Genomic DNA, 26,883 nt, shown 5'->3' on the forward strand with positions numbered 1-26,883 from the left:
TTTTGCAAATAAATGAAAATCATTGTACTTAGCCATGAAAAAACCCCTCCGAATTATCTTGATTTAATTCAAGAATAACGAATAATTCTTTAGGATTTAAACCATTTTGCTTAACTTGACGGCTATGGGGCACGGCCTCAGCTAACTTGATAAAGAAATTCACTTTACCAAGTGGATCTTCAGCTCGCGCTTTTCCCGCAGGAGTCGCGTCTATTTCCTCCGCTCTATGCCTTTCAATCACGAATATTTTCTATAGGGATATTGATATCGCATGAGCCTTTTTTCAAAAAAGTCATAAAGCAAGTATGCAGACCTTACGAATGTATTTTCCATATATGAAGAATAGCTTTTCTTATTCGTATAACAACGGTCGTATCGAAGGGGGTTTTAATAAAGTTAAAGCGTTAATAGAGCAGAATATGACTATCGTAATTTCACAAATTTAAAAAACGAATACTACTGCACTTTAAATTTAAACCAGTAAAACGAACAATAAATAAACAAAAAATTTCAGTTCAATATTCAGACTTACCAATGTTATTTGACGTAGAACCTTAACAAAAAAGAAGAGCTCTGTTTTAAACATGAGCTCTTCCTTGTTGTTATTTTTGTTGGAAATGGGCAATAATTGCGTCTGCAATTCTTCTGCTAGCTTGTCCATCTCCATATGGGTTAGAAGCTTGAGCCATCTGTTGATGCGCGTCGGCATTACTTAATAGCTCATCTGCCAGATTGAATATGTTCTCTTCTTCTGTTCCTGCTAACTTTAACGTTCCTGCTTCAATTCCTTCTGGACGTTCTGTTGTGTCACGTAACACGAGTACAGGTACACCTAGAGATGGCGCTTCTTCTTGCACACCACCAGAATCCGTTAAAATTAAATGCGCGCGTGATGCGAAGTTATGAAAATCAACGACACCTAGCGGATCAATTAACTGAATTCGATCGTGATTGCCCAATATTGATGCTGCCGCTTCTTTTACAACAGGATTTAAATGAACAGGATAAATCACATGAATATCCTCATGTTTATCAACTAATCTACGGATTGCACGAAACATTTGGTTCATATTTTCGCCTAAATTCTCACGGCGATGTGCTGTCATCAACACTAGTCTCTTCCCATTTAAAGCATCTAATATATCACTCGTATAAGAAGAGTTAACCGTTGTTTTTAATGCGTCAATTGCTGTGTTTCCAGTTACAACAATCGTGTCTTCTTTCTTATCTTCATTAAGCAGATTTTGTTTCGCCTTCTCTGTAGGTGAAAAATGAAGATCCGCCATTACACCTGTTAATTGACGATTTATCTCTTCTGGATATGGCGAGTATTTATCCCACGTACGTAATCCCGCTTCGACATGACCGATAGAGATTTGATTATAATATGCTGCAAGTGATGCTGCGAAAGTAGTAGTCGTATCACCATGCACCAAAACAATGTCTGGTTTCGTTTCTTTCATCACTGCATCTAAACCCTCTAGTGCACGTGTCGTGATTTGTGCTAAACTTTGCTTTTCTTTCATAATATTCAAATCAAAATCTGGTGTTATATCAAATTTGTTAAGTACTTGATCGAGCATTTCTCTATGCTGCGCTGTGACTGCTACAATTGGCTCGAACATATCAGATCTTTTTTTAAGTTCCAATACAAGTGGTGCCATTTTTATCGCTTCAGGTCTTGTACCAAAAATAGTCATTACCTTGATACGATTTGCCATTTAAAATCTGCCCTCTCTAACAAACTTTATTTAGTTCCAAATAAACGGTCTCCTGCATCGCCTAGACCTGGAACAATATATCCTTTTTCGTTTAGCTTTTCATCTAATCCAGCAAGGTAGATATCTACATCTGGATGATTTTCTTTAATTAATTCTACACCTTCTGGCGCTGCGATTAAACACATTAACTTAACGTTTGTCGCACCACGTTTTTTCAATGAAGCTATCGCATCGTTTGCTGATCCACCAGTTGCAAGCATCGGATCAATAACGATTAATTCACGTTCTTGGATATCAGAAGGGAGTTTAATATAGTACTCTACTGGTTGCAATGTTTCTGGATCACGATATAAACCAACATGACCTACTTTAGCTGCTGGAATTAAACGTAAGATACCATCAACCATTCCTAAACCAGCTCGTAATATGGGTACTAAGCCAATTTTCTTACCGCTTAATGTTTTAGATACAGCGGTGGTCACCGGAGTTTCGATTGTTTGTTCTTCTAATGGTAAGTCGCGTGTAATTTCAAATGCCATCAAAGCTGACACTTCATCAACTAGTTCGCGAAATTCCTTTGTGCCTGTGTCTTTCTTTCGAATATGTGTTAGCTTGTGCTGAATGAGTGGATGATCTAGTACAAATACATTACCCAATTCTGATCACTCCTTTTGTTTTTTTACATCCTTAAAATTGTACTGAAAATTAACGCTTGTTTCAAGTATAGATTGCTTTATTGCTTAAAAAATATTTCTTATCATCAAGAATACTTTCTAAATCTGTACAATCACATTCTTTCGTGTTTTATAATCTTGGAATGGGTATCTGCGATAAATTCACTCAACAAAATCCCTTGCAAGTGAATATGACAAGGGATTTTGTTATTTAATATTTATCGTTGATACAGTGGAAATTTATCAGCTAATATTTGAACGCGCGTTTTTGCTGTAGCCAATACCTCTATATCTTTATGGTTTTTTAATGCCATGGCAATAATTGCTGCGATTTCGTCCATCTCTTCCAAACCAAATCCACGTGTAGTCACAGCAGCAGTACCGACACGGACGCCACTAGTAATGAATGGACCTTCTGTATCAAATGGAATTGTATTTTTATTCGTTGTAATGCCTATATCATCTAATACTCTTTCTGCATCTTTACCTGTTAAACCAAGTGCGCTAACATCAAGTAATAACAAATGATTCTCTGTTCCACCAGATACTAATCGAATGCCTTCTTTGCTTAAAGATGCAGCAAAACGTTGCGCATTGTCGATAATTTGTTGGGCATATTGCTTAAATGAGTCATCTAATGCTTCTTTGAATGCAACTGCTTTAGCTGCGATCACATGCATTAATGGACCACCTTGTACTCCAGGAAAAACAGATTTATCAATTTGTTTCGCAAATTCTTCCTTACACAAAATCATCCCACCACGAGGACCACGTAATGTTTTGTGTGTTGTTGTTGTAACAAAATGGGCATGTGGAACTGGATCAGGGTGCACGCCAGCAGCAACTAAACCAGCGATATGCGCCATATCTACCATGAGATATGCATTTACTTCATCCGCAATTTTACGGAAAGCTGCAAAATCAATTTTTCTTGAGTAAGCACTTGCTCCTGCTACGATTAACTTAGGTTTTACTTCTTTTGCTTTAGCAAGCACAGCATCATAGTCAATTTGTTCTGTTTCTTTATCGACGCCATAAGCTTCAAAATTGTATAATGTACCACTGAAGTTAACAGGGCTACCGTGTGTTAAATGCCCACCATGGCTTAGGTTCATTCCTAACACCGTGTCTCCTGGTTCTAAAATAGTAAAGTATACAGCCATATTCGCTTGGGCTCCAGAGTGTGGTTGCACATTGACGTGTTCAGCACCGAATAATTGCTTTGCTCGGTCTCTTGCTAAATTCTCTGCAACATCAACATACTCACACCCTCCATAGTAACGACGACCTGGATAGCCTTCTGCATATTTGTTTGTTAATACAGATCCTTGCGCTTCCATAACTGCTTCTGTTACAAAGTTCTCTGATGCGATTAACTCAATTTTGTCGTGCTGACGATTCCTTTCCTGTTCCATTGCTTTAAATAATTCTAGGTCTGCTTGTTTCACATGCTCCATTTCATTTCCCCCTTAAATAAAATAGTTTATAAAAAGAATAGTGATAGATTATTAACTATTCTGTTTTTTTATCACGCTTGGTGCTTTTTTAATCGAAACTTTATTGATAAATTGCGCGGGCGCCTCCGATTAATTTCGGTCTGGTGAAAGCTGCGTTCACGCGTGCTTCCCCTATTTTTCTTTGCTTTAAACGGATAGGAACAGCTACTTTTTTTAAGTGCATTCCAATCATCGTTTCCCCTATGTCAATCCCAGCATGTGCTTGGATTTGCTCTACTACTACTGGATCGTTCATTTGTTGATAAGCAAAGGTAGCCATAGAACCACCTGCTGTTTTCGCAGGTATAACATCAACGGTTTCATAACCATATTTTTCACAAGTAGATCGTTCCATTACTAATGCGCGATTTAAATGTTCACAGCATTGAAATGCAAGATGAATCCCTGTCTTTTGTTGCAAGTCTTGTATAGCCGAAAAAATCTGTTCGGCTATTTCATCACTTCCGGCAGTTCCAATTTTTTCTCCCGCCACTTCACTTGTGGAGCAACCGATAACGAATAAATTTCCATGATGCAATACGTTTGTTTCCAACCAATCTGAAACAATTTGTTCAAGTTCTTGTTCTAGTTGTGTCATCGCTAACACTTCCTTATTTTGCTTCATAAGCAGACAATTTTTCTATGCGATTGATATGTCTACCGCCTTCGAATTCTCCTGCTAACCATGTCTTGACAATTTCTTTTGCTAAATCTACGCCAATAACACGAGCACCCATTACTAGTACATTGGAATCGTTATGCTCTCTCGTTACACGTGCAGTATATACGTCATGTACCAATGCAGCGCGAATTCCTTTTACTTTGTTGGCTGCAATTGACATGCCAATACCTGTTCCACAAATTAAAATACCACGATCATACGTGCCCTCAGCAACCTTCTCCGCAGCTGGTATACCATAGTCTGGGTAATCGACTGAATCTTTGCAATCACATCCAATATTATCATAAGCAATACCAAGCTCATCTAATTGGTTTGCAACTTCTCTTAATAAATCAACACCGCCATGATCTGAAGCTAATACAATTTTCATTATCAAGCACTCCTTTCAATTATAAACCTGTCCATACTATTTATTTTACTCGTTTTTTGATTCATTTTATAGGGCGTAAGGAATTAATTCTTTTTAATTACGCTTCTATTTTTTCTATTAACAAATCAATATATCTTTCTATTTCTTCCACTGTTTGTTGATATGCTTCAGCATTTCCACCAAAAGGATCAGCTATATCATAATTAGGTAATTCTCTCTCTAAACGATCAATTTCATCTTGTTCCTCACGTAAAAATGCACGCATTTGTTGTTCCGTCTGCATTTGATCTTTTTCGTAAACAATGGTCGCTCGCTTTTCCTCTAAACGACGATAAGCATTTTTTAATTTCTCCCAAGTGAATTCCCCATCTAATAAAACATATTCTTTTAAAGTGTATGTTTTATCGTATACTTTTGAGTGATTCGCAAGTAAAGTTTCTTTGTGATTCATTGTCATTGTTAAAATTAAATCTGCCCAATCTAGCAATTCAGGAGTAACTGGTTGCGAGAGGTGGTCATAAGTTATCCCAATTGAAGACAAGACTTGTTGTGTGCCTTCAGATGCAGGAGAACCTTCAGTCGCAAAAACTCCTGCTGATTTTACATTTACACTTGATTTTTTTTTCAGCAATGCATGTGCCATTGGGCTGCGACATGTATTACCTGTACAAATAAACAATACATTCATACGTATTTGATTCCTCCTACTTTTTTGTTCCACGTTTTTATTGTTAATAATCCTAAGAAAGGAACCGATTTTTGTTTGCTTGTGTATTCCGTTTAATCATTTTCAGTCTTTTGTCTATGATATAATTAGTGTGTTCAAAGTGCAAGCTATTGTTAGCTATCTTTATGGTATGCTTGTAAGTTATTTTTCTCAAAAAAACACAAGAAATCAACTTATTTCATCCATGATTTCTTGTGTTTTAATAATCTAATTATTTTAATGCATCCACACGCATTACTAACCAAAAATAAAGTACAAGCCATAACCGCATAAAATCGCTCCGCCTAATAGCTCACTATATACACCTATGAAGCCACGCGCTTTCTTTCCTAACAATAATCCAGCCCATGTAAGAATCATGCTAACTGCACCAAATAAAATTATAGTTAAAACAATCTTCACACCTGACATTCCTAAACTTAATCCAACTGAAAAACTATCAATACTTACACTAAAGGAAAATAAAAATAAGCCAATACCTATCGGTTTCATTGGTTGCTTTCTCTCTGATTGAAATACTTGTAGCATCATATGTATTCCTAAACCAAAGAGTAACAAACCAGCAACAATAATTGCCGCACCTTCGAGTTGCGTTGAAATCAACCGACCGACTACCATTCCGATAAACGGCATGACAACATGGAAGATACCTACCGTGATTCCAATAAAAAAAATCCTTTTTAATCGTAATAATTGTAGACCCATCCCTAATCCTACCGAAAATGCGTCCATTCCAAGTGCTACCGCCATAATGAATAACGAAATAGATCCATTAAGTTCCACCATAGATATTCCCTCCACGTGTTGGACATGCTAGTCTACTATATGTGGAGGGTTAACGAGTTATGCCGATATATTTTAATTCGTGATTGTGGTTTTTTTGCTCACAGTGCGAGTGATTGTGTGGTGAAATTTTTGATTCGGTCATTAAGTTATTTTTTCATCTCGCTTCTGTTCAAATTAGTATCTGATTCGGTCATTAAGGCCACATTTCATCACTCTTTTGTTCGAATTAGCACCTGATTCGATCACTAAGGCCACATTTCATTACTCTTGTGTTCGAATTAGCATCTGATTCGATCACTAAGTCCACATTTCATTACTCTTGTGTTCGAATTAGCATCTGATTCGATCATTAAGACCATACTTCAACACTCTTCTGTTCGAATTAGCATCTGATTCGGTCATTAAGACCATACTTCATCACTCTTCTGTTCGAATTAGCATCTGATTCGAACAATAAGACCATATTTCATCACTCATTTGTTCGAATTAGCATTTTTGCGATAAATCTAACTCATCCCAAACAAAAAACGCCATGCAGCTAAGAAGATGCATGACGCCTAATTGACTTAATTAATCTTGTTTCACTTTTTTAGAGGCTGCTTTTTCTAAACGATTCATTATTGCCTGGCCAATCCCCTGCTTAGGAAATGTCTCACACAAAATGATATCCGTTTCACTCGCTTTAAAGGATCTCAACGAATGATACAACTGTACAGCAATCGTTGTTAGGTTGATATTGGAACCACATATACTACTATTGGAAGCACGAACTTTACTTATTAGCTCTTCACTTCCCATAACTCCTACCTTTAAGCCTTCATTTGTCAATTGATCAATTTGTTCTTGAAAAAAATCAATCGAGCCATCAACTAACCAAAGTGGCATTTCAGGTTCATAGTGGTTATATTTCATACCAGGCGCTTTAGGTTTATCGATTTCTTTTTCAATTGTTGCATCAAAGGCGACAACTTCTGTCACCTCTTCTATTTGCTCTCTTGTGATGCCACCAGGACGTAGGATGATCGGAACATCTCCGGTACAGTCCACCACGGTAGACTCTACCCCAACTTCAGTAGATGCACTATCTACAATTCCTGCTATTTTCCCATTTAAATCTTGGAAAACATGTATCGCACTTGTTGGGCTAGGCTTACCAGATGTGTTGGCACTCGGCGCTGCAATTGGCAGATCTACTTCCCTTAACAAAGCACGAGCGACGGGATGATCTGGAATACGAATTCCTACTGTTTGTAGTCCTGCGGTAACATTGGTAGCAATCGCATCACTACTTGGTAAAATAACTGTAATCGGACCAGGCATAAATGCTTGAATTAATTTTTCTGCGATTGGAGTCATTACTTCTACATAGTTTGGTATTTGATCCACATCTGCCAAATGAACAATTAACGGATTATCGGAAGGTCTCCCTTTTGCCTCAAAAATCTTTGCAACAGCCGTCTCATTTGTAGCATCTGCACCTAATCCATACACTGTTTCAGTTGGAAAGGCAATTAGTTCTTGTTGTTTTAATAAAGCCGCAGCTTCTTGAATCGCTTGTTGTCCATTTCCGTCTAGTTCTCTAATTATCCAATACTTTGTCTGTGTTTCCATAAGATTCCCTTTCTGTTATCAACAGTTTGTCCACAAATAAAACCTTGTTTATCCACAAGTTATCCAGGTATACACACTCAATTCTGTTATTATGTTACTTTTATTCCGTGTATTTATTTTATTTACAAACCATTGTTAGCTTTGTTGACATATTAACATGTTATTAACACGACTTATGCACAGTTGTTAATAACTTTTAGCATAATCTACTGAGATGCACCACCATTTACCCGGTCTTTGTTGGTTATCGGGGGATGCTAACACCTGCTCGAACTGGAGCTGCTGCGCTAACTGATTTAATGCATCCTGTTCACTATAGATATACATGTGCTTTAGTTCCATCTTTTTTACTAATTGAATACATATTTCAATCATTGCAAGAATATACATTGGCGCTAATTTTTCTTTCATATAAAGGTGCTTTAGTTGCACACTATCTTCTGTTAATGGTACTAGCATCAAGAAAGCTTGAAGTCGATCTTCTTTAATAAAATAACCGTATTGATTAATCTCTTTCTCTGTAATCGTTACTGGAAATTCTCCTTGAAAAAAAGCTTCACAATCTTCTCTTTTAAGTTTACTTGCCTCTATACATTCCATTTTAATCATCTCCTCATAGAAAATCTAGCTTTCTATTATTTCTATGATAGATTTGTTTTATTATACCTTATCGAAACCACTCTAAGAAAAAAAATTTCACTTCCATTTCTTTTTCTTCTACTTGTTTCGGTTCAGCAGTTTCTTCATTAGATTCTGCCGCTACAGTTGTTCCATTCGAGAAATCAAGGAAGCATAATGGCGGGAATAATACACACCACCAATTCGCTCCTTCACCTTCTCCTAAAGTAATAAGAATTGCCTCATATTCTCCTGCAGGGTATACGTATGTCCCGTATACTTTAGCAGGAAAATTAACGTTTTTATCATAATTGACTTGATAATCCATTTCTATATTTTCTTGTTGTAAGGTTTGTTCAACAATATCTTCTATTTCAGGTAAACGCGCTTGAATCGTCTGTCTAGCAATTTCAATTGAATCTAGTTCTTCCACCCATTTTGTTATTTCTTGATTAACATTGTCCCTTATTTTTCGTTTAATTGTTTGATCTTCTTCTTGATCACTATTTGCTAAGATACGTAACCGTATTGCTTCATCTGGAATAACTTGGTACTCACTTGCATTTGTTTCTTGATTTATCCACAACTGATTAATTAAAATAAATAAACCGATAAATAACATAACTATCATTACAATTGTTTTTTTCATTTTTAATCGCTCCCCACTGTTTACTATAGAAACAGTATGGGCGTTGTTGATAACTTTTAAACTAATAATCTACTAATTTTTATTTTCGCGTAAGCTTTATAAGGTTTCACACTATATGGTCGCATATACCATTCGGTCTTTTCCATTCATATCTTTTCGTATTTCAACAGTGCTATTTGGAAATTTTGCTTTAATTAACTTTTCCACAGCCTCACCTTGTTGATAACCTATTTCAAAAGCAAGTAATCCACATGTGGACAAAACTTTTTCTGCTTGATCGATAATTTGTTGATAAGCGTACAAGCCATGATTGTTTGCAAATAATGCTAGAGAAGGGTCAAAATTTCTAACTGTATCGGATAAGGACTGACTGTCTTCCCAAGGAATATAAGGAGGGTTAGAGATAATAACATCAGCCTGTTTGTTTTGAGAAATCCAAGATTGTAAAAAGTCACTTTGCATAAAGGATACATCTGCCTGATGATAGGTTGCATTTACTTGTGCTATTGCTAGTGCTTGTTCAGAGATATCAAGTGCATGGACGTCTAATGACGGGTGTTCTAATTTTAAAGTGATCGCAATAATTCCGCTACCTGTTCCAATATCAACGACTCGAAGCGGACGCTTTAGTTGTTTGACTTTTTCAAGTGTGCCTAAAACAAGCTCTTCCGTTTCTGGTCTGGGGATAAGTACATTTTTGCTCACAGTAAACTTACGACCATAAAAATGCTCGTATCCAGTCAAATGTTGTACAGGTATTCCTGTTTCTACATGTTTTATTAAATCGCGCTGATACGCCTCATTCACTTGTTCTGGAATTTCTTCTCGTAGGCGCATGAGTAATTGTACTTTATCTACCTGTAGATGGTGCATGAGTAATATTTCTGCTACCTTTGGTTCTCTATGATTCTGTTCTAAAAAAAGAGAAGCCCGACGAAGGACTTCCTGTAAGTTAAGCTGTGTCATATTATTCACCGATTTGTTCCATTTTATTTGTTTGTTCTTCCATTAGTAGTGCATCAATAACTTCTGTTAGTTTACCTTCTAGAATTTGATCTAATTTTTGAATGGTTAAACCAATACGGTGATCTGTTACACGGTTTTGCGGGAAATTATATGTTCTAATTCGTTCAGAGCGATCACCAGAACCTACTGCTGATTTTCTTGTTTCATCATATTCTGCTTGTGCCTCTTGTTGGAATTTATCATAAATTCTAGCACGTAAAATCTTCATTGCTTTTTCTTTGTTTTTAATTTGTGATTTTTCGTCTTGCATGGATACGACAATACCAGTAGGTTCGTGTGTTAAGCGTACTGCTGACATGGTTGTGTTTACACTCTGTCCACCAGGTCCACTTGAAGCGAAAGTATCTACACGAATATCTTTTTCATGAATATCAACTTCTACTTCTTCTGTTTCCGGTAAAGCAACCACAGTAGCAGTAGATGTGTGAATACGTCCACCAGATTCTGTTTCTGGTACACGTTGTACACGGTGAGCACCATTTTCATACTTTAATTTAGAATAGGCACCTTTTCCGTTAATCATAAAAATAATTTCTTTATAACCACCAACACCAGTAGAGTTAGATTCCATTACATCCATCTTCCAGCCTTGCGCTTCTGCAAATCGAGCATACATACGGAATAGGTCACCAGCAAATAATGCTGCTTCATCTCCACCAGCTGCTCCACGAATTTCCATAATAACGTTCTTATCATCATTTGGATCTTTTGGTAGCAATAGAACTTTTAACTGCTCTTCTAAAGCAGGAATCTGTGGTTCTAATTCGCTTATTTCCATTTTCACCATTTCATACATGTCATCATCTAGCTTTTCTTCTAGCATTTGTTTCGCGTCATCCAGCTGACCAGATACCTCCTTGTATTCACGATAAACTTGAATAATATCGGTTAGATCAGACTGTTCTTTCGAATACTCTCTTAACTTATTCGTATCACTAATTACTTCAGGATCACTTAACAATTCGTTTAATTTATCATAACGAGCTTCTAGGGATTGTAATTTTTCAAGCACGTTTTTCACCTCATTTTCTTTTACACGCAACGTACATTTTCTTATTATACAATATTTTTTATTATAATATAGCAAAAATCGTCCGTCAAAATCATCTAACAAAAACGAACTACCTTAAAATAGTTCGTCTTAAAGCTTTATTTTCCTATCGTGTTTAGCAACAGCATTATTTCGTCGTATTAGTTGTATTTTTACGTATCGTTGGTCTTGGTTTGTTCGGTACTTCATGATGATGACGACATCTTGGTTCATATGATTCTGAAGCGCCAACTAGAATAATTGGATCATTATATGATGCTGGCTCTCCATCAATTAAGCGTTGAGTTCGGCTAGCGGGAGAAGCACAGATTGGACAAATTGCATTTAATTTTGAAATTGATTCACTTAAAGCCATTAGCTTAGGCATTGGTCCGAATGGTTCACCACGAAAATCTGTATCGAGACCAGCTACAATAACGCGATGGCCGTGATTGGCAAGTTCGTCCACAATTTCTATAATGTCTTCATCAAAAAACTGTATTTCATCTATCCCTACTACATCAATATCATCATCCATTTGCTCGATAATATCGTTGGCACAAGTTACCGGTCTAGCTAAAATAGAGTTCCCATTGTGTGAAACTACAGATTCATCTGCATATCGATTGTCAATTGCTGGCTTAAATACTCGTACGGTTAAATTGCCGTATGTTGCTCTCCTGACTCGACGAATTAGTTCCTCTGATTTCCCAGAAAACATACTTCCACAAATTAGTTCTACCCATCCACTCTGTTTCATTACATACACAAATGGCCTCTCCCTTCTTATGTAAAACAAGTTGTATCTATGGTATATACCTGATTTTCACAAGAAAAATTATATTTCTCCGTAATCTATAGATACTTCGCTTTCCACGGGCACGGCTTCAGCTAACTCCGTAAAGAAAAACACTTTACGGAGTGGATCTTCAGCTCGTGCTGTTCCCGTAGGACCAGAAACCGCTTCGGTAGCGGTGCATCGCACGAAGAAAATGGCTCTTTATTTTCGAGGAGTCTTCGTATCTACAGATTACTATCGGTAATATACTTTCATAATAGTTTCCACTTTTTATTATATATGATTTCGTGTTTTTTAATAGAGAATGTCTTATTTTTTTTATTTTTTAAAAAGAAAAAACAGGCTACAAACATATGCCTGTTTTCTCCACTTGTCTAAGGTTAAGAGAGGCCATTTCTAAAAATAAAAATGGACCTCTACATAAACGAATTAAATACTTAGCTAAGGTTATATTTTTTCTTAAAGCGATCTACACGGCCACCAGCTTTATCAGCTTTTTGCTTACCAGTATAGAACGGGTGAGAATCTGAACTAATTTCTACACGGATTAATGGGTATGTGTTACCATCTTCCCACTCAATTGTCTCATCAGAAGACTTTGTTGATCCTGTTAGAAATTTGTAATCAGAACTTGTGTCAAGAAATACAACTTTTCTGTATTCTGGGTGAATTCCTTGTTTCATGTCTTTCCACTCCTTTTGCCCTGAATCCTTAAGAAACAGAGTTATTTACGATATCACACCTATAGTGTCATACGCGTCGATATGTGTCATACAGAAAGATTATAACAGTGTGCTGTGCTGTTTGCAAGAGCAAGTTTATCTTTCTTGTAATGAAATATACGATTTAAAAACGTACTATGTTGTTACTTACGGCTTGTCCCTTTGCGTTTCATCTCTTCCTCTAATTGTTGAAAGAACTCTTCATTATTCTTTGTGTTTTTAAGCTTTCTTAGGAAGCGATCTAAGAAATCTGGTGAATCCTGCATTGACTTACGTACAGCCCAGATCATATCTAATTGTGACTTAGGCAAAAGTAGTTCTTCTTTTCTTGTACTTGATCGCAGAATATCAATCGCAGGGAAGATACGTCTTTGTGCAAGAGAGCGATCTAAGTGGAGTTCCATGTTACCTGTTCCTTTGAACTCTTCATAGATCACATCATCCATACGTGAACCAGTTTCTACTAATGCAGTTGCTAAGATCGTAAAGCTGCCACCTTCTTCAATATTACGCGCAGCACCGAAGAACCGTTTTGGACGATGAAATGCAGCTGGATCAATACCACCAGATAGTGTTCGTCCACTCGGTGGAATAACTAGGTTATAGGCGCGCGCCAATCGAGTAATACTATCCATTAACACGATTACATCTTTTTTGTGCTCTACTAATCGCATCGCGCGTTCTAAAACAAGCTCTGACACTTTTATATGATTTTCTGGAACTTCATCAAACGTTGAGCTAACAACATCTACATCAGGATGTACAGAGCGTTCAATATCTGTTACTTCTTCTGGTCGTTCATCTACTAAAAGAATAATTAATTTCGCATCCGGATGGTTTTCTGTAATACTATTTGCAATTTGTGTTAACAACATAGTTTTCCCAGCTTTTGGTGGAGCTACAATCAGCCCACGTTGGCCGTAACCTACTGGAGTAATCAAATCCATAATTCGTGTTGAAATATGTTTTGTATTTGTTTCTAATTGCATTAAACGATTTGGATACAATGGAGTTAAGGCAGGGAAATGCACACGTTCTTTTGCCATTTCTGGATTTTCCCCGTTTACTGCATCTACATGCAATAAACCATAATAACGTTCGTTTTCTTTTGGAGGACGAACTTTCCCAGAAACTTTGTCCCCATTACGGAGATCAAAACGACGTATTTGAGAAGCGGAAATATAAATATCCTCTGCACTTGGAGAATAATTAATTGGACGAAGAAAGCCAAATCCTTCAGATGGAATAATTTCTAAAATACCATCCATGAATAGATAGCCACTCTTTTCTGCTTGCGCTTTTAAAATAGCAAAAATTAATTCTCTTTTTGTTAATTTTGCATAGTAGGAAACTTTAAAGTCTCGTGCTTTCTCATAAAGATCCTTTAATGTCATTGTCTCTAGTTGAGAAATGGTTACTTCAGCCACACAATCACCACACCTATTATTATTTTACAACGAGCATTGCTGCATGGAATATGAACACACGCATTACTACCTCGTCTTATTTATTATTAAAAAGTATATTCATGCATTACTAATGGATACTTCCTGATTTTGAAGTTTTGTATCTTGTCCGTGTTGAGTTGTTATCTAAGAAGATGTAATCAGGCACATGACTTGTTTCTATCAAGAAGCGATGTGAAGGAAAATGGTTATAATAGAATAGAAGTTTTACATGCTTTTTAACAAGCATTCCCTTATACTTTCATATTAAACCCTCTTTATCGTACCCTGTTCTTGTATTTTATTCAACTATATTTTCAAAAAAAACAGCATTAGACTAAAAAAAATAGGAGCTGCCATAACAGACAACTCCTATTCGTTTTTAAAATATTTTAGTAGGGGTTAAGAATTCTGAAATTGTGCCATCTCACTTTCTGTCATTTCTTCTCTCCAAATGACCGCACCTAAGTTGGATAGTTTCTGTGTCAATTCTTCATATCCTCGGTCGATGTGCTCTAGACCAGTAATTTCTGTTACTCCATCCGCAATTAATCCAGCAACAATTAGCGCAGCTCCTGCACGTAAGTCACTAGCTTTTACTTTTGCGCCTTCAAGCTGGACAGGACCACTAATAATCGCTGAGCTACCCTCTACCTTTACCTGAGCATTCATTCTCCTTAGCTCATCAATGTGTTTGAAGCGAGCTTGGTAAATAGTATCTGTAACTACCGACGTTCCTGTTGCTTTTGTTAACAATGAAGTTAATGGTTGTTGCAAGTCCGTTGGGAATCCTGGATGCACCAGTGTTTTTATATCAACTGAATGTAAGTTTTCACTTCGAGTAATTAAAAGTTGTTCTTCCCCTTCTTCAATTTGCACACCCATTTCGCGAAGTTTCGCTAGCAGCGGCTCTAAATGTTGAGGAATCACATTGTCAATCAACACTCGTTCTCCCTGTGCAGCAGCCATTATTGCATAAGTACCAGCTTCAATTCGGTCTGGAATAATCGTGTGCATGCAGCCTGTCAATTCATCGACACCTTCAATACGAATCACATCCGTACCAGCACCTTTAATTTTAGCACCCATACTTGTTAACAAGGTAGCCACATCAATAATTTCGGGCTCACGGGCCGCATTTTCTATAATTGTTTTTCCTTTTGCTTTAACAGCAGCTAACATAATATTAATTGTCGCACCTACACTAACGACATCTAAATAAATACGTGCACCTTTCAATTCATCTGCACGCAAATAAATCGCACCTTGTTCATTGGTTACTTTTGCACCTAGTGCTTCAAACCCTTTTATATGTTGATCAATCGGGCGAGGTCCAATATGACAACCGCCAGGCAAACCAATTACCGCCTGTTTAAAACGCCCTAACATTGCGCCCATAAAATAATACGAAGCACGTAATTTTTTCACTTTTCCATTTGGTAATGGCATCGCAGTCATATTTGCCGGATCAATATGTACCGTTTGACCATCCCAAGAAACTGTTCCACCTATTTCTTCTAATAAATCACCTAATACACCGACATCTGATATTCTAGGTAGTCCTTCAATTGTCACTTTTGAGTCTGCTAAGATAGCCGCAGGTAACAATGCTACCGCACTATTCTTTGCACCACTAATCCGAACCTTACCATTTAGTGGCACGCCACCCTGCACAAATAGCTTTTGCATATAAAATTCCTCACTTTATTTATTGGTTATATATTTTAGTAATCATTTTATTCTCATTTAAATTTAGTTTACACATTTTTTCCAAAAACATGCATGCCAAAAAGGCACTAATTCTATTATACAAATTTTTTTTGCTAGAATCTACCTCAAATCTCAAAATGGGACATTGGGGTCAGTCCCCAATGTCCCATTTTAAAAAAGCAGAGCCACTCCTTATCGGAATGGCTCTGCGTAAGATCATTGAATTATTTTGCTTGATTTGATGAACCGAACTCGCGCATTTTACCAATAACTGTTTCTTTGATCGCGTCGCGGCCAGGTCCTAAGTATTTACGTGGATCGTATTGATCAGGTTGTTCAGCTAACACTTCGCGAACTTTTTTAGCCTGAGCAATTTGGTTTTCTGTATTTACATTAATTTTTGATGTTCCATAAGAAATAGAGCGTTTGATATCAGCAGTTGGAATACCAGTTCCACCATGAAGTACTAATGGAAGCCCAGTTGCAGCCCCTATCTCTTCCATTTCTTTAAATCCTAAGTTTGGCTCACCTTTGTAAGGACCATGTACAGAACCTAATGCTGGAGCTAAACAGTCAATTCCTGTGCGCTCAACTAGTTCTTGACATTCTTTAGGATCTGCATAAATAATACTTCCTGAAACGTCATCTTCTTGTCCACCAACAGTTCCTAGTTCTGCTTCAACAGAAACACCGTGGTAATGTGCTAATTCTACAACTTTAGAAGTTGTTGCTATGTTTTCTTCAAATGGATCATGAGACGCATCGATCATTACAGAAGTAAATCCAGCGTGAATCGCTTTTGCACATTGCTCAAAACTTGAACCGTGGTCTAAGTGAATCGCAACAGGTACAGTTGTTCCGTACTCTTCCATTAATGATTCAACCATTGCTACAACTACTTTGTAGCCACCAATATAGCGAGCTGCCCCTTCAGAAACCCCGATGATAACTGGAGAGTTTTCTTCTTGTGCAGCTTGTAGAATTGCTTGGCCATATTCCAAGTTGTTCAAGTTAAATTGACCTACAGCATAGCTACCTTTTTTTGCATCTTCTAACATTTGTTTCATTGATACTAATGGCATGAATGTTCCTCCTTAGATATTTTACAAAGATAAAATTACTATTTCCTATAGCCAGTCAAAAATATTCGTTGATTGGTTACAATATAAGAATACCAACTTCAACAAAAAGGTGCAACAACTCTTATCATTTGTAATCGTTTACTATTTTATTTTTTGACTTTTTGATGAATAAAAGTACAATTAAGGCTTTCTTGCTTTTGTTTTTCTTCTATAGCATTTCACTTATTAGTTGTTTTACTTGAGTTACATTAAATGGTTTAGCTAAAATTTTGTGGACGGACTGTAAATGAGCTGTTTTTTCTTTTGCTTCTTCTGGTAGGCCACTCATTACTATTGTAGGAATATAAATATCCTGTTCCTCAAGACGGCTGATTAATTCAGCACCATTCATTATAGGTAACCAAAAATCCGTTATTATTAAACTGGGCTTTTTTCTGTCTATACTTTCTAATGCTTCTTCAACACTTTCAAAGCTAAACACTGGATGACCTTCACTTTTGATGATTTCCTCTAATAAAATACGGATGCCAATTTGGTCATCTATAATCAATACACACTTGTCCATCTAAGAGCACCACCCTTATTTTTTAACCATATTACAATCGTAACTTTTTTCTACAACCTTACATAACTATCCGTCAAATACATTTTTTTAATTATAAAGGAATTATCATACAACTATTTCGATATGTTTTTTCTTTTTCCTGCTATATCTTCTTTTTTTATTTCACTAACAACAATTTTTCACATAAAAAGCGAACGGCAGTGACATGAATCGTACTAACGTTCGCTTTTTTGTTTTATTAAGTTATTTTACGGCCGCTCCAATAAATCCTTTAAACAATGGCTGCGAGCGTGTTGGACGTGATTTAAATTCTGGATGGAACTGTGAGGCAACAAACCACGGATGTTCTTGAAGTTCAATGGTTTCAATTAATTTGCCGTCTGGACTAGTACCGGAGAAGATAAATCCTGCTTCCTCCATTTGGTCTCGATACTGATTATTAAATTCAAAGCGATGACGATGACGCTCATAAACGATGTCTTCATCTTGATAGGCTTCGCGTGTTTTTGTTCCTTCTTTTAATCGACAAGGATAAACACCTAAACGAAGTGTGCCACCCATGTCAGAAATTTCTTTTTGTTCAGGTAAAAGGTCAATAATTGGATAAGGTGTTTCCGGATTAATCTCTGCAGAATGCGCGCCAGCATATCCTAAGACATTACGTGCAAATTCAACTGTTGCCAACTGCATACCTAAGCATATACCTAGGAAAGGCTTTTTCGATTCTCTTGCAAAACGAATTGCCTCGATCTTTCCTTCAATGCCTCGATCACCAAAGCCGCCAGGAACAAGGATACCATCTACATCATTTAATGCCTCAGCAACGTTGTCTGCAGTTAGTTTCTCTGAATCAATCCATTTTACGTTTACTTCCGAGTCGAAATCATAACCTGCATGCTTTAATGCTTCCACAACTGAAATATATGCGTCTGGTAATTCTACATATTTTCCAACTAAGCCAATCGTTACAGTTTTAGATAAATGCTTCACTCGTTCAGCCAAATCTACCCATTCAACCATATCTGCTGGCGGGCAATTCAAGCCAAAATGATCACAAGTAATCTGATCTAAGTGTTGTGATTGCAAAGCTAAAGGAACGTGATAAAGTGTTTCAGCATCTGCTGATTCAATCACATTTCTTTCATTAATATCACAGAATAGAGCAATCTTTTCTTTCATTTCTTGGCTGATATCCATTTCTGTGCGTAACACAATTACATCTGGTTGAATTCCTAACGAACGCAATTCTTTAACACTGTGTTGTGTCGGCTTTGTTTTTAATTCACCTGCCGCTTTAATATATGGCACTAAGGTTGTATGAATATACATTACATTTTCTTTACCTATATCACTTTTAATTTGACGAATCGCTTCAAGGAATGGCAAAGATTCGATGTCGCCTACAGTTCCACCAATTTCAGTAATAACTACATCTGCATTGGTTTGTTTCCCTGCTTGAAAAACTTTATCTTTAATTTCATTCGTAATATGTGGAATAACTTGTACCGTTCCACCTAAATAATCGCCACGACGTTCTTTTTTAATAACTGTAGAATAGATCTTTCCTGTTGTAATATTGCTATATTTCGTTAAATTGATATCAATAAAACGTTCATAGTGTCCTAGATCTAAATCTGTTTCTGCTCCGTCTTCTGTTACAAATACTTCACCATGCTGATAGGGACTCATTGTTCCTGGATCGACGTTAATGTAGGGGTCAAACTTTTGAATCGTAACGCTTAATCCTCTATTTTTTAATAGGCGCCCTAGGGAAGCTGCGATAATCCCTTTTCCTATTGATGAAACCACTCCACCTGTTACAAAAATATATTTAGTCATTCTGCATCCCTCTTTCTCCATTTTAATAATATGTCTATATCATGCCCTGTAAAATAATAAAAACGTCCCCCTAAATAGATAGGGGGACGTTTGATTTAATTAGTAAATTAAATGATAGAGCCCAAACTAAATATTACTTATTTGCCGAAAAAAAGTCAAGTACAATTTATTTATCTTCTTCTTCGTCTTCAGCTTCTTCCTCTTCGTCCTCTTCTTCATCGTCATCAAAATCTTCTTCATCATAAGCGTCAAAATCATCATCGAAGTTTTCATCTTCATCATCATTGTCTAAATCATTTAAGCTTTCATCTGCTTCGTCAAGATCTGATGACTCAAATTCTAGATTCTCTTCTGTAATTTCCTCTTCTACATCATCATATACTTCTTCTTTTTTAGCCTTTTTCGTCGTTTTCTTCTTCTTTTTCTTTTTCTTTGGAGCAGCACTGATTTCCTCTTCAATTTGTTCAACAGGATACCAGTCACGAAGACCCCATTGTCCCGATCCGATACTTAAGAAACGTCCGTCAATATTTAAGTCTGTATAGAACTGAGGCAAAAATTCTTCTTGTTGCGCTTTATCAAATTCCTTATATTCGACTACTTTTTGATAGATATCTTGATAATTTAACGCTCTATTCTCCTCTTTCAGAATCATTCGTGCTAATTCAATCATTGAAATATCTTTTAATTCTTCGCGGCTATAGGTATGCAAACTCACCGTCAAAGCACTCCCTCTATTTTATTATTTATCCGAGTTTATGTACCAGAATACGTGCCTAATACATATCAACTTCATATTACTCCAGTATATTATATTGGTATGAATAGTAAAATGCAATATTTGCTTAGCAAAGAGTTACGGTGATTGAATAAATTGTACTAAACGTGTGATTTTTTCTTCTGATAAAGTTCCAGAGTTATCAAATACATATTGATGATCTGCTGGAATGCTCCAGTTAATTTCGGGAACAAAATTAACTCTATCCTCATAGCTATCCCAGTTTTCTAATTTCCATGTATCACGAACCGTTCCACGTTCCTCAATGCGTTCTCTTTGTTGATCGATATCATCTAGCGTGACAACAATTACCTTCACGTCAACTGTTTGATGTGTTCTTCCGCTGAGTGACAAAACTTCCTCTAACCACTGCTCATTTTTCAACTCTGAAGTGAACGGAGAAATCATAAATACATTTTGACCGGCTGCTAAGTTTTCAACACATATATCTTTCGTTGTATCATATTCTAAGTCTCGTAAATGTTCTTTATAAAAATCAGAGTCACGATCATTTTTATCCAATCCTTCTTTTTCTAAAAACCGCTCAACAAATCGCCCACCTACTGTATCACGATCAAGAAAGGCGCAAGGAATTTGTGTAGCAACTTCTCTTGCTACTGTTGTTTTTCCCGTACCTGCTACCCCTACAAAAAATACCAGTTTTTGCATGTCATACACCACCTCAACAAATGATTAGTTTTATAGTAACGTATTCTCGCGAAAAAAGGAAAGCATTCCTTTCATATTTTTTTCATAATTGGAAAAGCTATAATCATTCTAAACGACAGGTTAATCCGATTGACCCTGTGGTATGGAGAGGAAAGATACGATGTTTATTTGGATAATCGCACTCCTATTACTAATTATATTATTAATTTGGATTGACTTTGGACTCGGAAAGAAATTTTTCAATAATAAAGCTCCTATTTTTTCGCATGAATATAATTTGGATGAAATGGATTTGATAACAGAAGGAGAACAGTTTTTTGATCTGTTCTTTAATGATCTTAAGCGAGCGAAAAAAACAATTGACATTTGTTTTTTTATTGTAGGAAATGATGCAATCAGTCAGGAGTTTTTTCGTATATTACAGATGAAATCTCAATCCGGTGTTCAAGTTAATTTATTAATGGATTGGCTTGGGGCCCTTAAAGTAAAAAGAAAGTTCATTCAAAAATTAGAGCGTTCTGGGGTAAAGGTGAAGAAGGCAAACAAGCCAACGTTTCCCTTTTTATTATATCGGCTCAATCGAAGGAATCATCGAAAGATCGCTGTCATTGATCAACAGGTAACTTATTTAGGCGGCTTTAATGTTGGGAAAGAATATTTAGGTGCCGACCCAAAGCTGGGGCATTGGAAGGATTATCATATTCGTTTAACTGATGCTACATCGGCAACAGTTCTGGAAGATATCTTTTCTTATGATTGGAAAGAGAATGGCACGCTAGATTCAGATAAAACATTGATTGACAAGGATTTCAATAGCGCATTAACGATTACTGAAGCAGGACAGCTTGAGATAAACATTATTGAATGGATTAATAAGGCAAACGATTCAATTATTATCGGCTCACCTTATTTCATCCCTACTAAACGCGTTTTTTCAAGCTTAATGACAGCACTTGGACGTGGTGTAAAACTTACTGTTCTTGTACCTGAAAAAGCAGATCATCTTTTCGTTAAAGGTGCAGCATTACCCTTTTTCAAAAAAATAATAAAGCATGGGGCGTCCGTTTATTATTATGATCATGGCTTCTATCATACGAAGGTGATTTTTATCGATCATGCTTGGTGTGATATTGGAACTGCTAATTTTGATCAACGTAGCTTTTTATATAATCAAGAAATCAATTTGATTATAACGAATAAAAAACTGATTGAACCGATAAACAAAGCATTTTCAGATGATCTTGCTAATAGCTATTTACTTACAGAGCAAGCGATTAAGCGAATGCCTATTTCTGCAAAAATTGCTAGTGTCTTTAGTCGTTTGATTCGTCCATTTTTGTGAGATTACTGATACATCATCCAAAACCCGATATCTGTAAAGCCGAGTCGTTTATATAGCTTACCAGCATTCGGATTATCGTAAAATAAACACAATTGCTTTTCTTCTTGGATGAGATCTTTGCATAGCTTTGTTAAGCATTGTGTTGCTAATCCTTTTTGTTGATAACCTTCCAAAGTAGCGACAGCAACAACCATGGCTGATTTCGAATTTTCTGCTGTTGTTGAAGCAGAGGAGATTATTTTACCGTCTTCTTCTACATAATATCCTCTTGTTACGCCTTTTTTAATATTTCTACGTTTATTTTCAGGCTTAAAGACAACTGAAGAGAATTCAGGTATTTGTGTTAAAAATTCACCTAATCGTTCCACATCTTCTGTCGTGAGTAATTTAACAGCGTCTGTATCCAATGACGGTAACTTCGCTGCAGATGTTAGCTTTGCGTAATATGTTTCTCGTTTTTGTTGGTACGTTATCGTTAAGTAAGGCTCGAGCTGCGCTGTCATTTCTTTTAAGCCTGATAACATCGGTTGATTCTTGTCCTCGTTTATAATTCTCGCAAAACCTTCTGCATCAAATGGTTCAAGCGCAAATGGGATATAGTTTTTTTCATACTTTAATAAAATTGCGCGTAAGCTTTCGTTATCAAAGTCTCCCCATACTGTTTGAAAATCTTGGTCATAACCGAATGCTTCAATATCTCCAATTATGAACAAATTTTCTGCTGGCTTTTGTTGTATCAATGCTTGAACTTGTGCATCGTCTTCCATCGTTAGCTTTCGAATCACAGCTAGCAACCTCCCCTAAGTACGTCTATATATTGTGAATTAGTTTAGCACCATTTTTTAGAAATGAAAAGATTATTTTTTAAGAAGATTTAAAAAATTGCTACTTGTCATTGTGTTAGTGGGGAATTGCCTTTTGAAGTCTATTTGATTAGACAATTGTGGCTCGGGGATATTTAAAATGAGCTTAAGTTACCGTTTGGGAGGATTAACCCTGGGAACGGGCACTTAAAATGGTTCTAAGTTACCGTTTGAGTGAATCAACCCTAGGAACGGGTACTTAAAACCGCGCTAAGTTACCGTTCGAGTGAATCAACCCTAGGAACGGGTACTTAAAACCGCGCTAAGTTACCGTTTGAGTAAATTTTTAATACAAACGGTAACTTAGCACCCATAATGAAAATCGCCCTCTATAAAAAGTGGAAGAGAGATTCTTATTCTTTCAATCACCTCTGAGCCTTAATAAATCTCGATAAAAGCAGTATAACTATAAATACAAAAATGCACTCCTCAAAAGAGAAGTGCATTTTTGTATTACATACTTTCAGGCGCAGATACGCCAATAAGATCAAGGGCGTTTGCTATTGTGATACGAACTGCTTGCATTAGGGCAAGGCGCGCTTTTGTACGTTCTGGATGTTCGGCATCTAATACTTTTTCTGCATTATAGAAGCTATGCAAGTTAGATGATAATTCAAAAACATATTGTGTCATGCGATGCGGTGTGCGATTTGTAGCAGCATCTGCAATCACTTGTGGAAATGCTCCTAGTTGCTTCAACAGATCTTCTTCTTTTTCTGTTCCTAACAAACTAGCATCAAATTCGCCATCTGTTGCAAAGCCTTTTTCTTCTGCTTGGCGAAGCATCGTGCAAATTCTTGCATGCGCATATTGAACGTAATAAACAGGGTTATCATTAGATTCAGATCTTGCTAAATCCATATCAAAATCTAAATGCGCATCACTTGAGCGCATAACAAAGAAGTAACGCATGGCATCAATACCTACTTCTTCCATCAATTCACGCAAGGTAACTGCTTTTCCAGTACGCTTACTCATTTTAACTTTTTCACCATTTTCAAATAGGTTTACCATTTGAATAATTTCTACTTCTAATGTATCTGCTTTATAGCCAAGAGCTTGAATTGCTGCACGCATTCTTGGAATATAACCATGGTGGTCTGCTCCCCAAATATTAATAAGTGTTTCAAATCCACGGTCTAATTTATTTTTGTGATAAGCGATATCTGGTGTTAAGTAGGTGTATGAGCCATCGTTCTTAATTAACACACGGTCTTTGTCATCGCCAAAATCAGTCGTACGGAACCATGTCGCACCATCTTCTTCATACGTATGTGATTTTTCATTTAATAGATCTAAAGCTGGTTGAATCTTTCCTTCTTCATATAAAGATGTTTCTGAGAACCAATGATCAAATGTAACACGGAACTGTTCTAAATCGGCTGCTAATTTTTTCAATTCGTATTTTAAACCGTATGAACGGAAAAATGCTAATCTTTCTTCTTCTGGTTTATTGACCCATTCATCGTTGTAATTTGTAGCAAGCTCCTCACCTAAAGTAATAATATCTTTACCATGATAGCCATCCTCTGGCATTGGCCAATCTTTCCCTAAAGCTTGCATGTAGCGTGCTTCAACAGAAATGGCTAAATTGTTAATCTGGTTTCCTGCATCATTAATATAATATTCACGTTCCACATTATATCCTGCAGCATCTAAGATATTACAAAGTGAATCCCCTACTGCCGCACCACGAGCGTGACCTAAATGTAAATCACCTGTTGGATTAGCAGATACGAATTCTACTTGTACCTTTTTACCGTTACCTGTATTTGTTTTTCCGAATGCTTCTTTCTCTTTTAAAATCACTGGAATTAAGTTGGTTAGATAGCTGTTATCCATGAAGAAATTAATAAATCCTGGACCCGCTATTTCTATATCAATGACTGCTGCTTTTTGTTTATCTAGATGTGCAACGATGTCTTCTGCGATCTGACGTGGCGCTTTTTTGGCGATTCGCGCAAGTTGCATAGCGATGTTCGTTGCATAGTCACCATGGGCTTTTTCTTTTGGTTTCTCCAGTACAATAGTTGGTAATTCGGCTTCTGTTGCAAGTTCTGCTTTTATTACAGCTTGCTTAATTTCAGTTTTCAACGCTGCTTCTATCTGTTGTACACTGTTCATTGTGTATCCTCCTTAAAGGTTAAAGTTAATCGATGTCTACGATTGCCTTCTCCATTTATTTTTGTCGTGTAACTAATAAATAGTTTTCCTTTTTGATTGTTAGTTGGTTCTTGATACGTGATTTGATCTGTATGTGTTTCCATATGAATCGATCCATATGTATGTCGGTACATATTTTCCGTTCGTTGTTTCTTTTTAAATTGCTGATGCATGTGCACTGCACCCGTCCGTTTGATACTTACCTTATCATCAGAAATTGTAATTAAGGAATGGATTTTTTCCTGGTCTTCCTGTTGCTCCTCAAAACGAAGAACTGAGATATTTCCCCTCTGCATAAAAGAGCCTGATTCTTCTACGACTGTAACTGCTTTTTCTCCTAATTCCCTAATTTCAGTTACTAATCGAATGGAAACAGGGATGTTTTGCCCGTCCATGTTACATCTCCTTTATCTTTTACATAACACTTAGTATAGAAATGAATGAAGTGAAACACAAGTGATTTTATTGTTTTTCTTATATTGTTGTAAAAGTTTATCACAATTCTTATCGAAGTGAAAATAACTATGGCGATTTTGAGCTTTTTTCTAATAAAAAATGCGTTTCCACTCGGGTTGAGCAGAAACGCGTTCCTTCGTTTTTAAACAAGTTATTTTTGAAAAATTGTAGAGGATTGACTCCCTATTTAACCCAACCTAACAATATTTCCCTCACAAATTTACTTGCAGCAATGGCCGTTTGTTCAGTTGGATCATAGTTTGGAGCCACTTCCACTAAGTCTGCTCCTACAACTTTTATGTCAGATTGTGCAATGAATTGTATCGCTTCTAATAATTCCTTTGAGCTGACCCCGCCTGCTTCAGCTGTTCCAGTCCCGGGCGCGAACGCTGGATCTAACACATCAATATCAATCGTTACATAAACAGGTTGACCAGCTAACTTAGGTAAAAGTTCTGCTAATGGTTTTGCTACTTCATAGCGAGCCATATACATGCCGTTATCCTTAGCATATTGAAATTCTTCTCTCATCCCTGAACGGATACCGAATGAATATACATTGGTTGGCCCAATTAATTCACATGCTTTGCGAATCGGTGTCGAATGAGAAAGGGATTCCCCTTCATATTCCTCTCTTAAATCAGCGTGAGCATCAATATGAATGATTTTGAGATCAGGGTATTTCTCATACATCGCTTGAAAAACAGGCCACGAAACAAGATGCTCTCCACCTAAACCTAACGGAAATTTATTTTCCTCTAATAGATAGGTTACATATTGATTAATTTGCTCGATGCTACGCTGCGCATTTCCAAAGGGTAGCGGAATATCTCCAGCATCAAAATAAGTTATTTCTTCCAGATGCTTGTCCATGTAAGGACTGTATTCTTCTAAGCCTAATGATGCTTCGCGTATTCGATTCGGACCAAAACGAGAGCCTGGGCGAAAGCTTACCGTCCAATCCATTGGCATGCCATAGATTACTGCTTTGGCTTCTTCAAATGTTGGTCTAGACATAATAAATACTTTGCCAGAGTATGCTTCATCAAAGCGCATGCTA

28 protein-coding genes are annotated in these 26,883 nt (G+C 36.7%); 1 reads left to right on the forward strand and 27 read right to left on the reverse strand.

What is annotated here, in order from left to right; all coding sequences use genetic code 11:
• Positions 1-28: 28 nt before the first annotated feature.
• The 23 genes from HP569_RS08505 to HP569_RS08615 all read right to left on the reverse strand — a co-directional run bounded on the left by HP569_RS08505 (position 29) and on the right by HP569_RS08615 (position 20,999).
• Positions 29-241: a hypothetical protein gene (locus HP569_RS08505; RefSeq protein ID WP_182200749.1), complete on the reverse strand. Its 213-nt coding sequence runs from the start codon at positions 239-241 to the stop codon at positions 29-31.
• A gap of 361 nt (positions 242-602) precedes the next feature.
• The gene (gene wecB, locus HP569_RS08510; RefSeq protein ID WP_182200750.1) at positions 603-1,721 is read right to left on the reverse strand and encodes a non-hydrolyzing UDP-N-acetylglucosamine 2-epimerase; all 1,119 of its coding nucleotides are present in this window, start codon (positions 1,719-1,721) and stop codon (positions 603-605) included.
• A gap of 26 nt (positions 1,722-1,747) precedes the next feature.
• Positions 1,748-2,377: a uracil phosphoribosyltransferase gene (gene upp / locus HP569_RS08515; protein WP_182200751.1), complete on the reverse strand. Its 630-nt coding sequence runs from the start codon at positions 2,375-2,377 to the stop codon at positions 1,748-1,750.
• A gap of 236 nt (positions 2,378-2,613) precedes the next feature.
• Positions 2,614-3,852, reverse strand: coding sequence for a serine hydroxymethyltransferase (locus HP569_RS08520; protein ID WP_182200752.1), 1,239 nt, complete (start codon positions 3,850-3,852; stop codon positions 2,614-2,616).
• A gap of 100 nt (positions 3,853-3,952) precedes the next feature.
• Positions 3,953-4,516, reverse strand: coding sequence for a TIGR01440 family protein (locus HP569_RS08525; protein WP_182200753.1), 564 nt, complete (start codon positions 4,514-4,516; stop codon positions 3,953-3,955).
• Positions 4,503-4,943, reverse strand: a complete 441-nt coding sequence (gene rpiB, locus HP569_RS08530; RefSeq protein WP_182200754.1) for a ribose 5-phosphate isomerase B — start codon at positions 4,941-4,943, stop codon at positions 4,503-4,505. The genes HP569_RS08525 and rpiB overlap by 14 nt, the downstream gene beginning before the upstream one ends.
• 97 nt (positions 4,944-5,040) lie before the next feature.
• Positions 5,041-5,631, reverse strand: a complete 591-nt coding sequence (locus tag HP569_RS08535) for a low molecular weight protein arginine phosphatase (RefSeq protein WP_182200755.1) — start codon at positions 5,629-5,631, stop codon at positions 5,041-5,043.
• A 276-nt stretch (positions 5,632-5,907) separates the two neighbouring features.
• Complete coding sequence (locus HP569_RS08540; protein ID WP_182200756.1) at positions 5,908-6,456, reverse strand: manganese efflux pump MntP; 549 nt, start codon at positions 6,454-6,456, stop codon at positions 5,908-5,910.
• A gap of 570 nt (positions 6,457-7,026) precedes the next feature.
• A complete protein-coding gene (locus tag HP569_RS08545; protein ID WP_182200757.1) occupies positions 7,027-8,067 on the reverse strand; it encodes an L-threonylcarbamoyladenylate synthase in 1,041 nt (346 codons plus the stop codon).
• A gap of 186 nt (positions 8,068-8,253) precedes the next feature.
• Positions 8,254-8,667, reverse strand: a complete 414-nt coding sequence (locus HP569_RS08550) for a hypothetical protein (protein WP_182200758.1) — start codon at positions 8,665-8,667, stop codon at positions 8,254-8,256.
• A gap of 67 nt (positions 8,668-8,734) precedes the next feature.
• On the reverse strand, positions 8,735-9,334 hold the full coding sequence (spoIIR, locus tag HP569_RS08555; protein WP_182200759.1) for a stage II sporulation protein R: 600 nt from the start codon (positions 9,332-9,334) through the stop codon (positions 8,735-8,737).
• 111 nt (positions 9,335-9,445) lie between these two features.
• Entirely contained in the window at positions 9,446-10,300 is an 855-nt protein-coding gene (prmC, locus tag HP569_RS08560) for a peptide chain release factor N(5)-glutamine methyltransferase (RefSeq protein ID WP_182200760.1), read from the reverse strand.
• 1 nt (position 10,301) lies between these two features.
• Positions 10,302-11,372, reverse strand: coding sequence for a peptide chain release factor 1 (prfA, locus tag HP569_RS08565; RefSeq protein ID WP_182200761.1), 1,071 nt, complete (start codon positions 11,370-11,372; stop codon positions 10,302-10,304).
• Between the two features lie 166 nt (positions 11,373-11,538).
• Positions 11,539-12,159 carry a thymidine kinase gene (locus HP569_RS08570; RefSeq protein WP_182200762.1) on the reverse strand — a complete coding sequence of 207 codons (621 nt, stop codon included), beginning with the start codon at positions 12,157-12,159 and terminating at the stop codon, positions 11,539-11,541.
• A gap of 69 nt (positions 12,160-12,228) precedes the next feature.
• The gene (locus HP569_RS08575; RefSeq protein ID WP_182200763.1) at positions 12,229-12,375 is read right to left on the reverse strand and encodes a hypothetical protein; all 147 of its coding nucleotides are present in this window, start codon (positions 12,373-12,375) and stop codon (positions 12,229-12,231) included.
• Positions 12,376-12,626: 251 nt separating this feature from the next.
• On the reverse strand, positions 12,627-12,872 hold the full coding sequence (locus tag HP569_RS08580; RefSeq protein WP_182200764.1) for a type B 50S ribosomal protein L31: 246 nt from the start codon (positions 12,870-12,872) through the stop codon (positions 12,627-12,629).
• A 182-nt stretch (positions 12,873-13,054) separates the two neighbouring features.
• The gene (gene rho, locus HP569_RS08585; RefSeq protein ID WP_182200765.1) at positions 13,055-14,338 is read right to left on the reverse strand and encodes a transcription termination factor Rho; all 1,284 of its coding nucleotides are present in this window, start codon (positions 14,336-14,338) and stop codon (positions 13,055-13,057) included.
• A 420-nt stretch (positions 14,339-14,758) separates the two neighbouring features.
• A complete protein-coding gene (locus HP569_RS08590) occupies positions 14,759-16,045 on the reverse strand; it encodes a UDP-N-acetylglucosamine 1-carboxyvinyltransferase (protein WP_182200766.1) in 1,287 nt (428 codons plus the stop codon).
• Between the two features lie 245 nt (positions 16,046-16,290).
• A complete protein-coding gene (locus HP569_RS08595; protein WP_182200767.1) occupies positions 16,291-17,148 on the reverse strand; it encodes a class II fructose-bisphosphate aldolase in 858 nt (285 codons plus the stop codon).
• Positions 17,149-17,356: 208 nt separating this feature from the next.
• A complete protein-coding gene (locus HP569_RS08600) occupies positions 17,357-17,713 on the reverse strand; it encodes a response regulator (RefSeq protein WP_182200768.1) in 357 nt (118 codons plus the stop codon).
• 243 nt (positions 17,714-17,956) lie between these two features.
• Positions 17,957-19,552: a CTP synthase gene (gene pyrG, locus HP569_RS08605; RefSeq protein ID WP_182200769.1), complete on the reverse strand. Its 1,596-nt coding sequence runs from the start codon at positions 19,550-19,552 to the stop codon at positions 17,957-17,959.
• Positions 19,553-19,718: 166 nt separating this feature from the next.
• A complete protein-coding gene (rpoE, locus tag HP569_RS08610; protein ID WP_182200770.1) occupies positions 19,719-20,270 on the reverse strand; it encodes a DNA-directed RNA polymerase subunit delta in 552 nt (183 codons plus the stop codon).
• A gap of 138 nt (positions 20,271-20,408) precedes the next feature.
• Positions 20,409-20,999: a P-loop nucleotide/nucleoside kinase family protein gene (locus HP569_RS08615; protein ID WP_182200771.1), complete on the reverse strand. Its 591-nt coding sequence runs from the start codon at positions 20,997-20,999 to the stop codon at positions 20,409-20,411.
• A gap of 160 nt (positions 21,000-21,159) precedes the next feature.
• Between HP569_RS08615 and HP569_RS08620 the strand changes: the two genes are divergently transcribed.
• The gene (locus tag HP569_RS08620) at positions 21,160-22,341 is read left to right on the forward strand and encodes a phospholipase D-like domain-containing protein (protein WP_182200772.1); all 1,182 of its coding nucleotides are present in this window, start codon (positions 21,160-21,162) and stop codon (positions 22,339-22,341) included.
• 2 nt (positions 22,342-22,343) lie between these two features.
• Here the strand turns inward: HP569_RS08620 and HP569_RS08625 are convergent, their stop codons facing one another.
• From HP569_RS08625 to speB, 4 genes are all read right to left on the reverse strand, one after another.
• The gene (locus HP569_RS08625; RefSeq protein ID WP_182200773.1) at positions 22,344-23,126 is read right to left on the reverse strand and encodes a GNAT family N-acetyltransferase; all 783 of its coding nucleotides are present in this window, start codon (positions 23,124-23,126) and stop codon (positions 22,344-22,346) included.
• Positions 23,127-23,657: 531 nt separating this feature from the next.
• Positions 23,658-25,328, reverse strand: coding sequence for an arginine--tRNA ligase (argS, locus tag HP569_RS08630; RefSeq protein WP_182200774.1), 1,671 nt, complete (start codon positions 25,326-25,328; stop codon positions 23,658-23,660).
• On the reverse strand, positions 25,325-25,762 hold the full coding sequence (locus HP569_RS08635; RefSeq protein ID WP_182200775.1) for a YwiB family protein: 438 nt from the start codon (positions 25,760-25,762) through the stop codon (positions 25,325-25,327). Before HP569_RS08635 ends, argS begins: the two co-directional genes overlap by 4 nt.
• A gap of 244 nt (positions 25,763-26,006) precedes the next feature.
• The gene (gene speB / locus HP569_RS08640; RefSeq protein ID WP_182200776.1) at positions 26,007-26,879 is read right to left on the reverse strand and encodes an agmatinase; all 873 of its coding nucleotides are present in this window, start codon (positions 26,877-26,879) and stop codon (positions 26,007-26,009) included.
• Positions 26,880-26,883: the final 4 nt, after the last annotated feature.

It is taken from the genome of Paraliobacillus salinarum, assembly GCF_014083865.1.
Classification (GTDB): domain Bacteria; phylum Bacillota; class Bacilli; order Bacillales; family Amphibacillaceae; genus Paraliobacillus; species Paraliobacillus salinarum.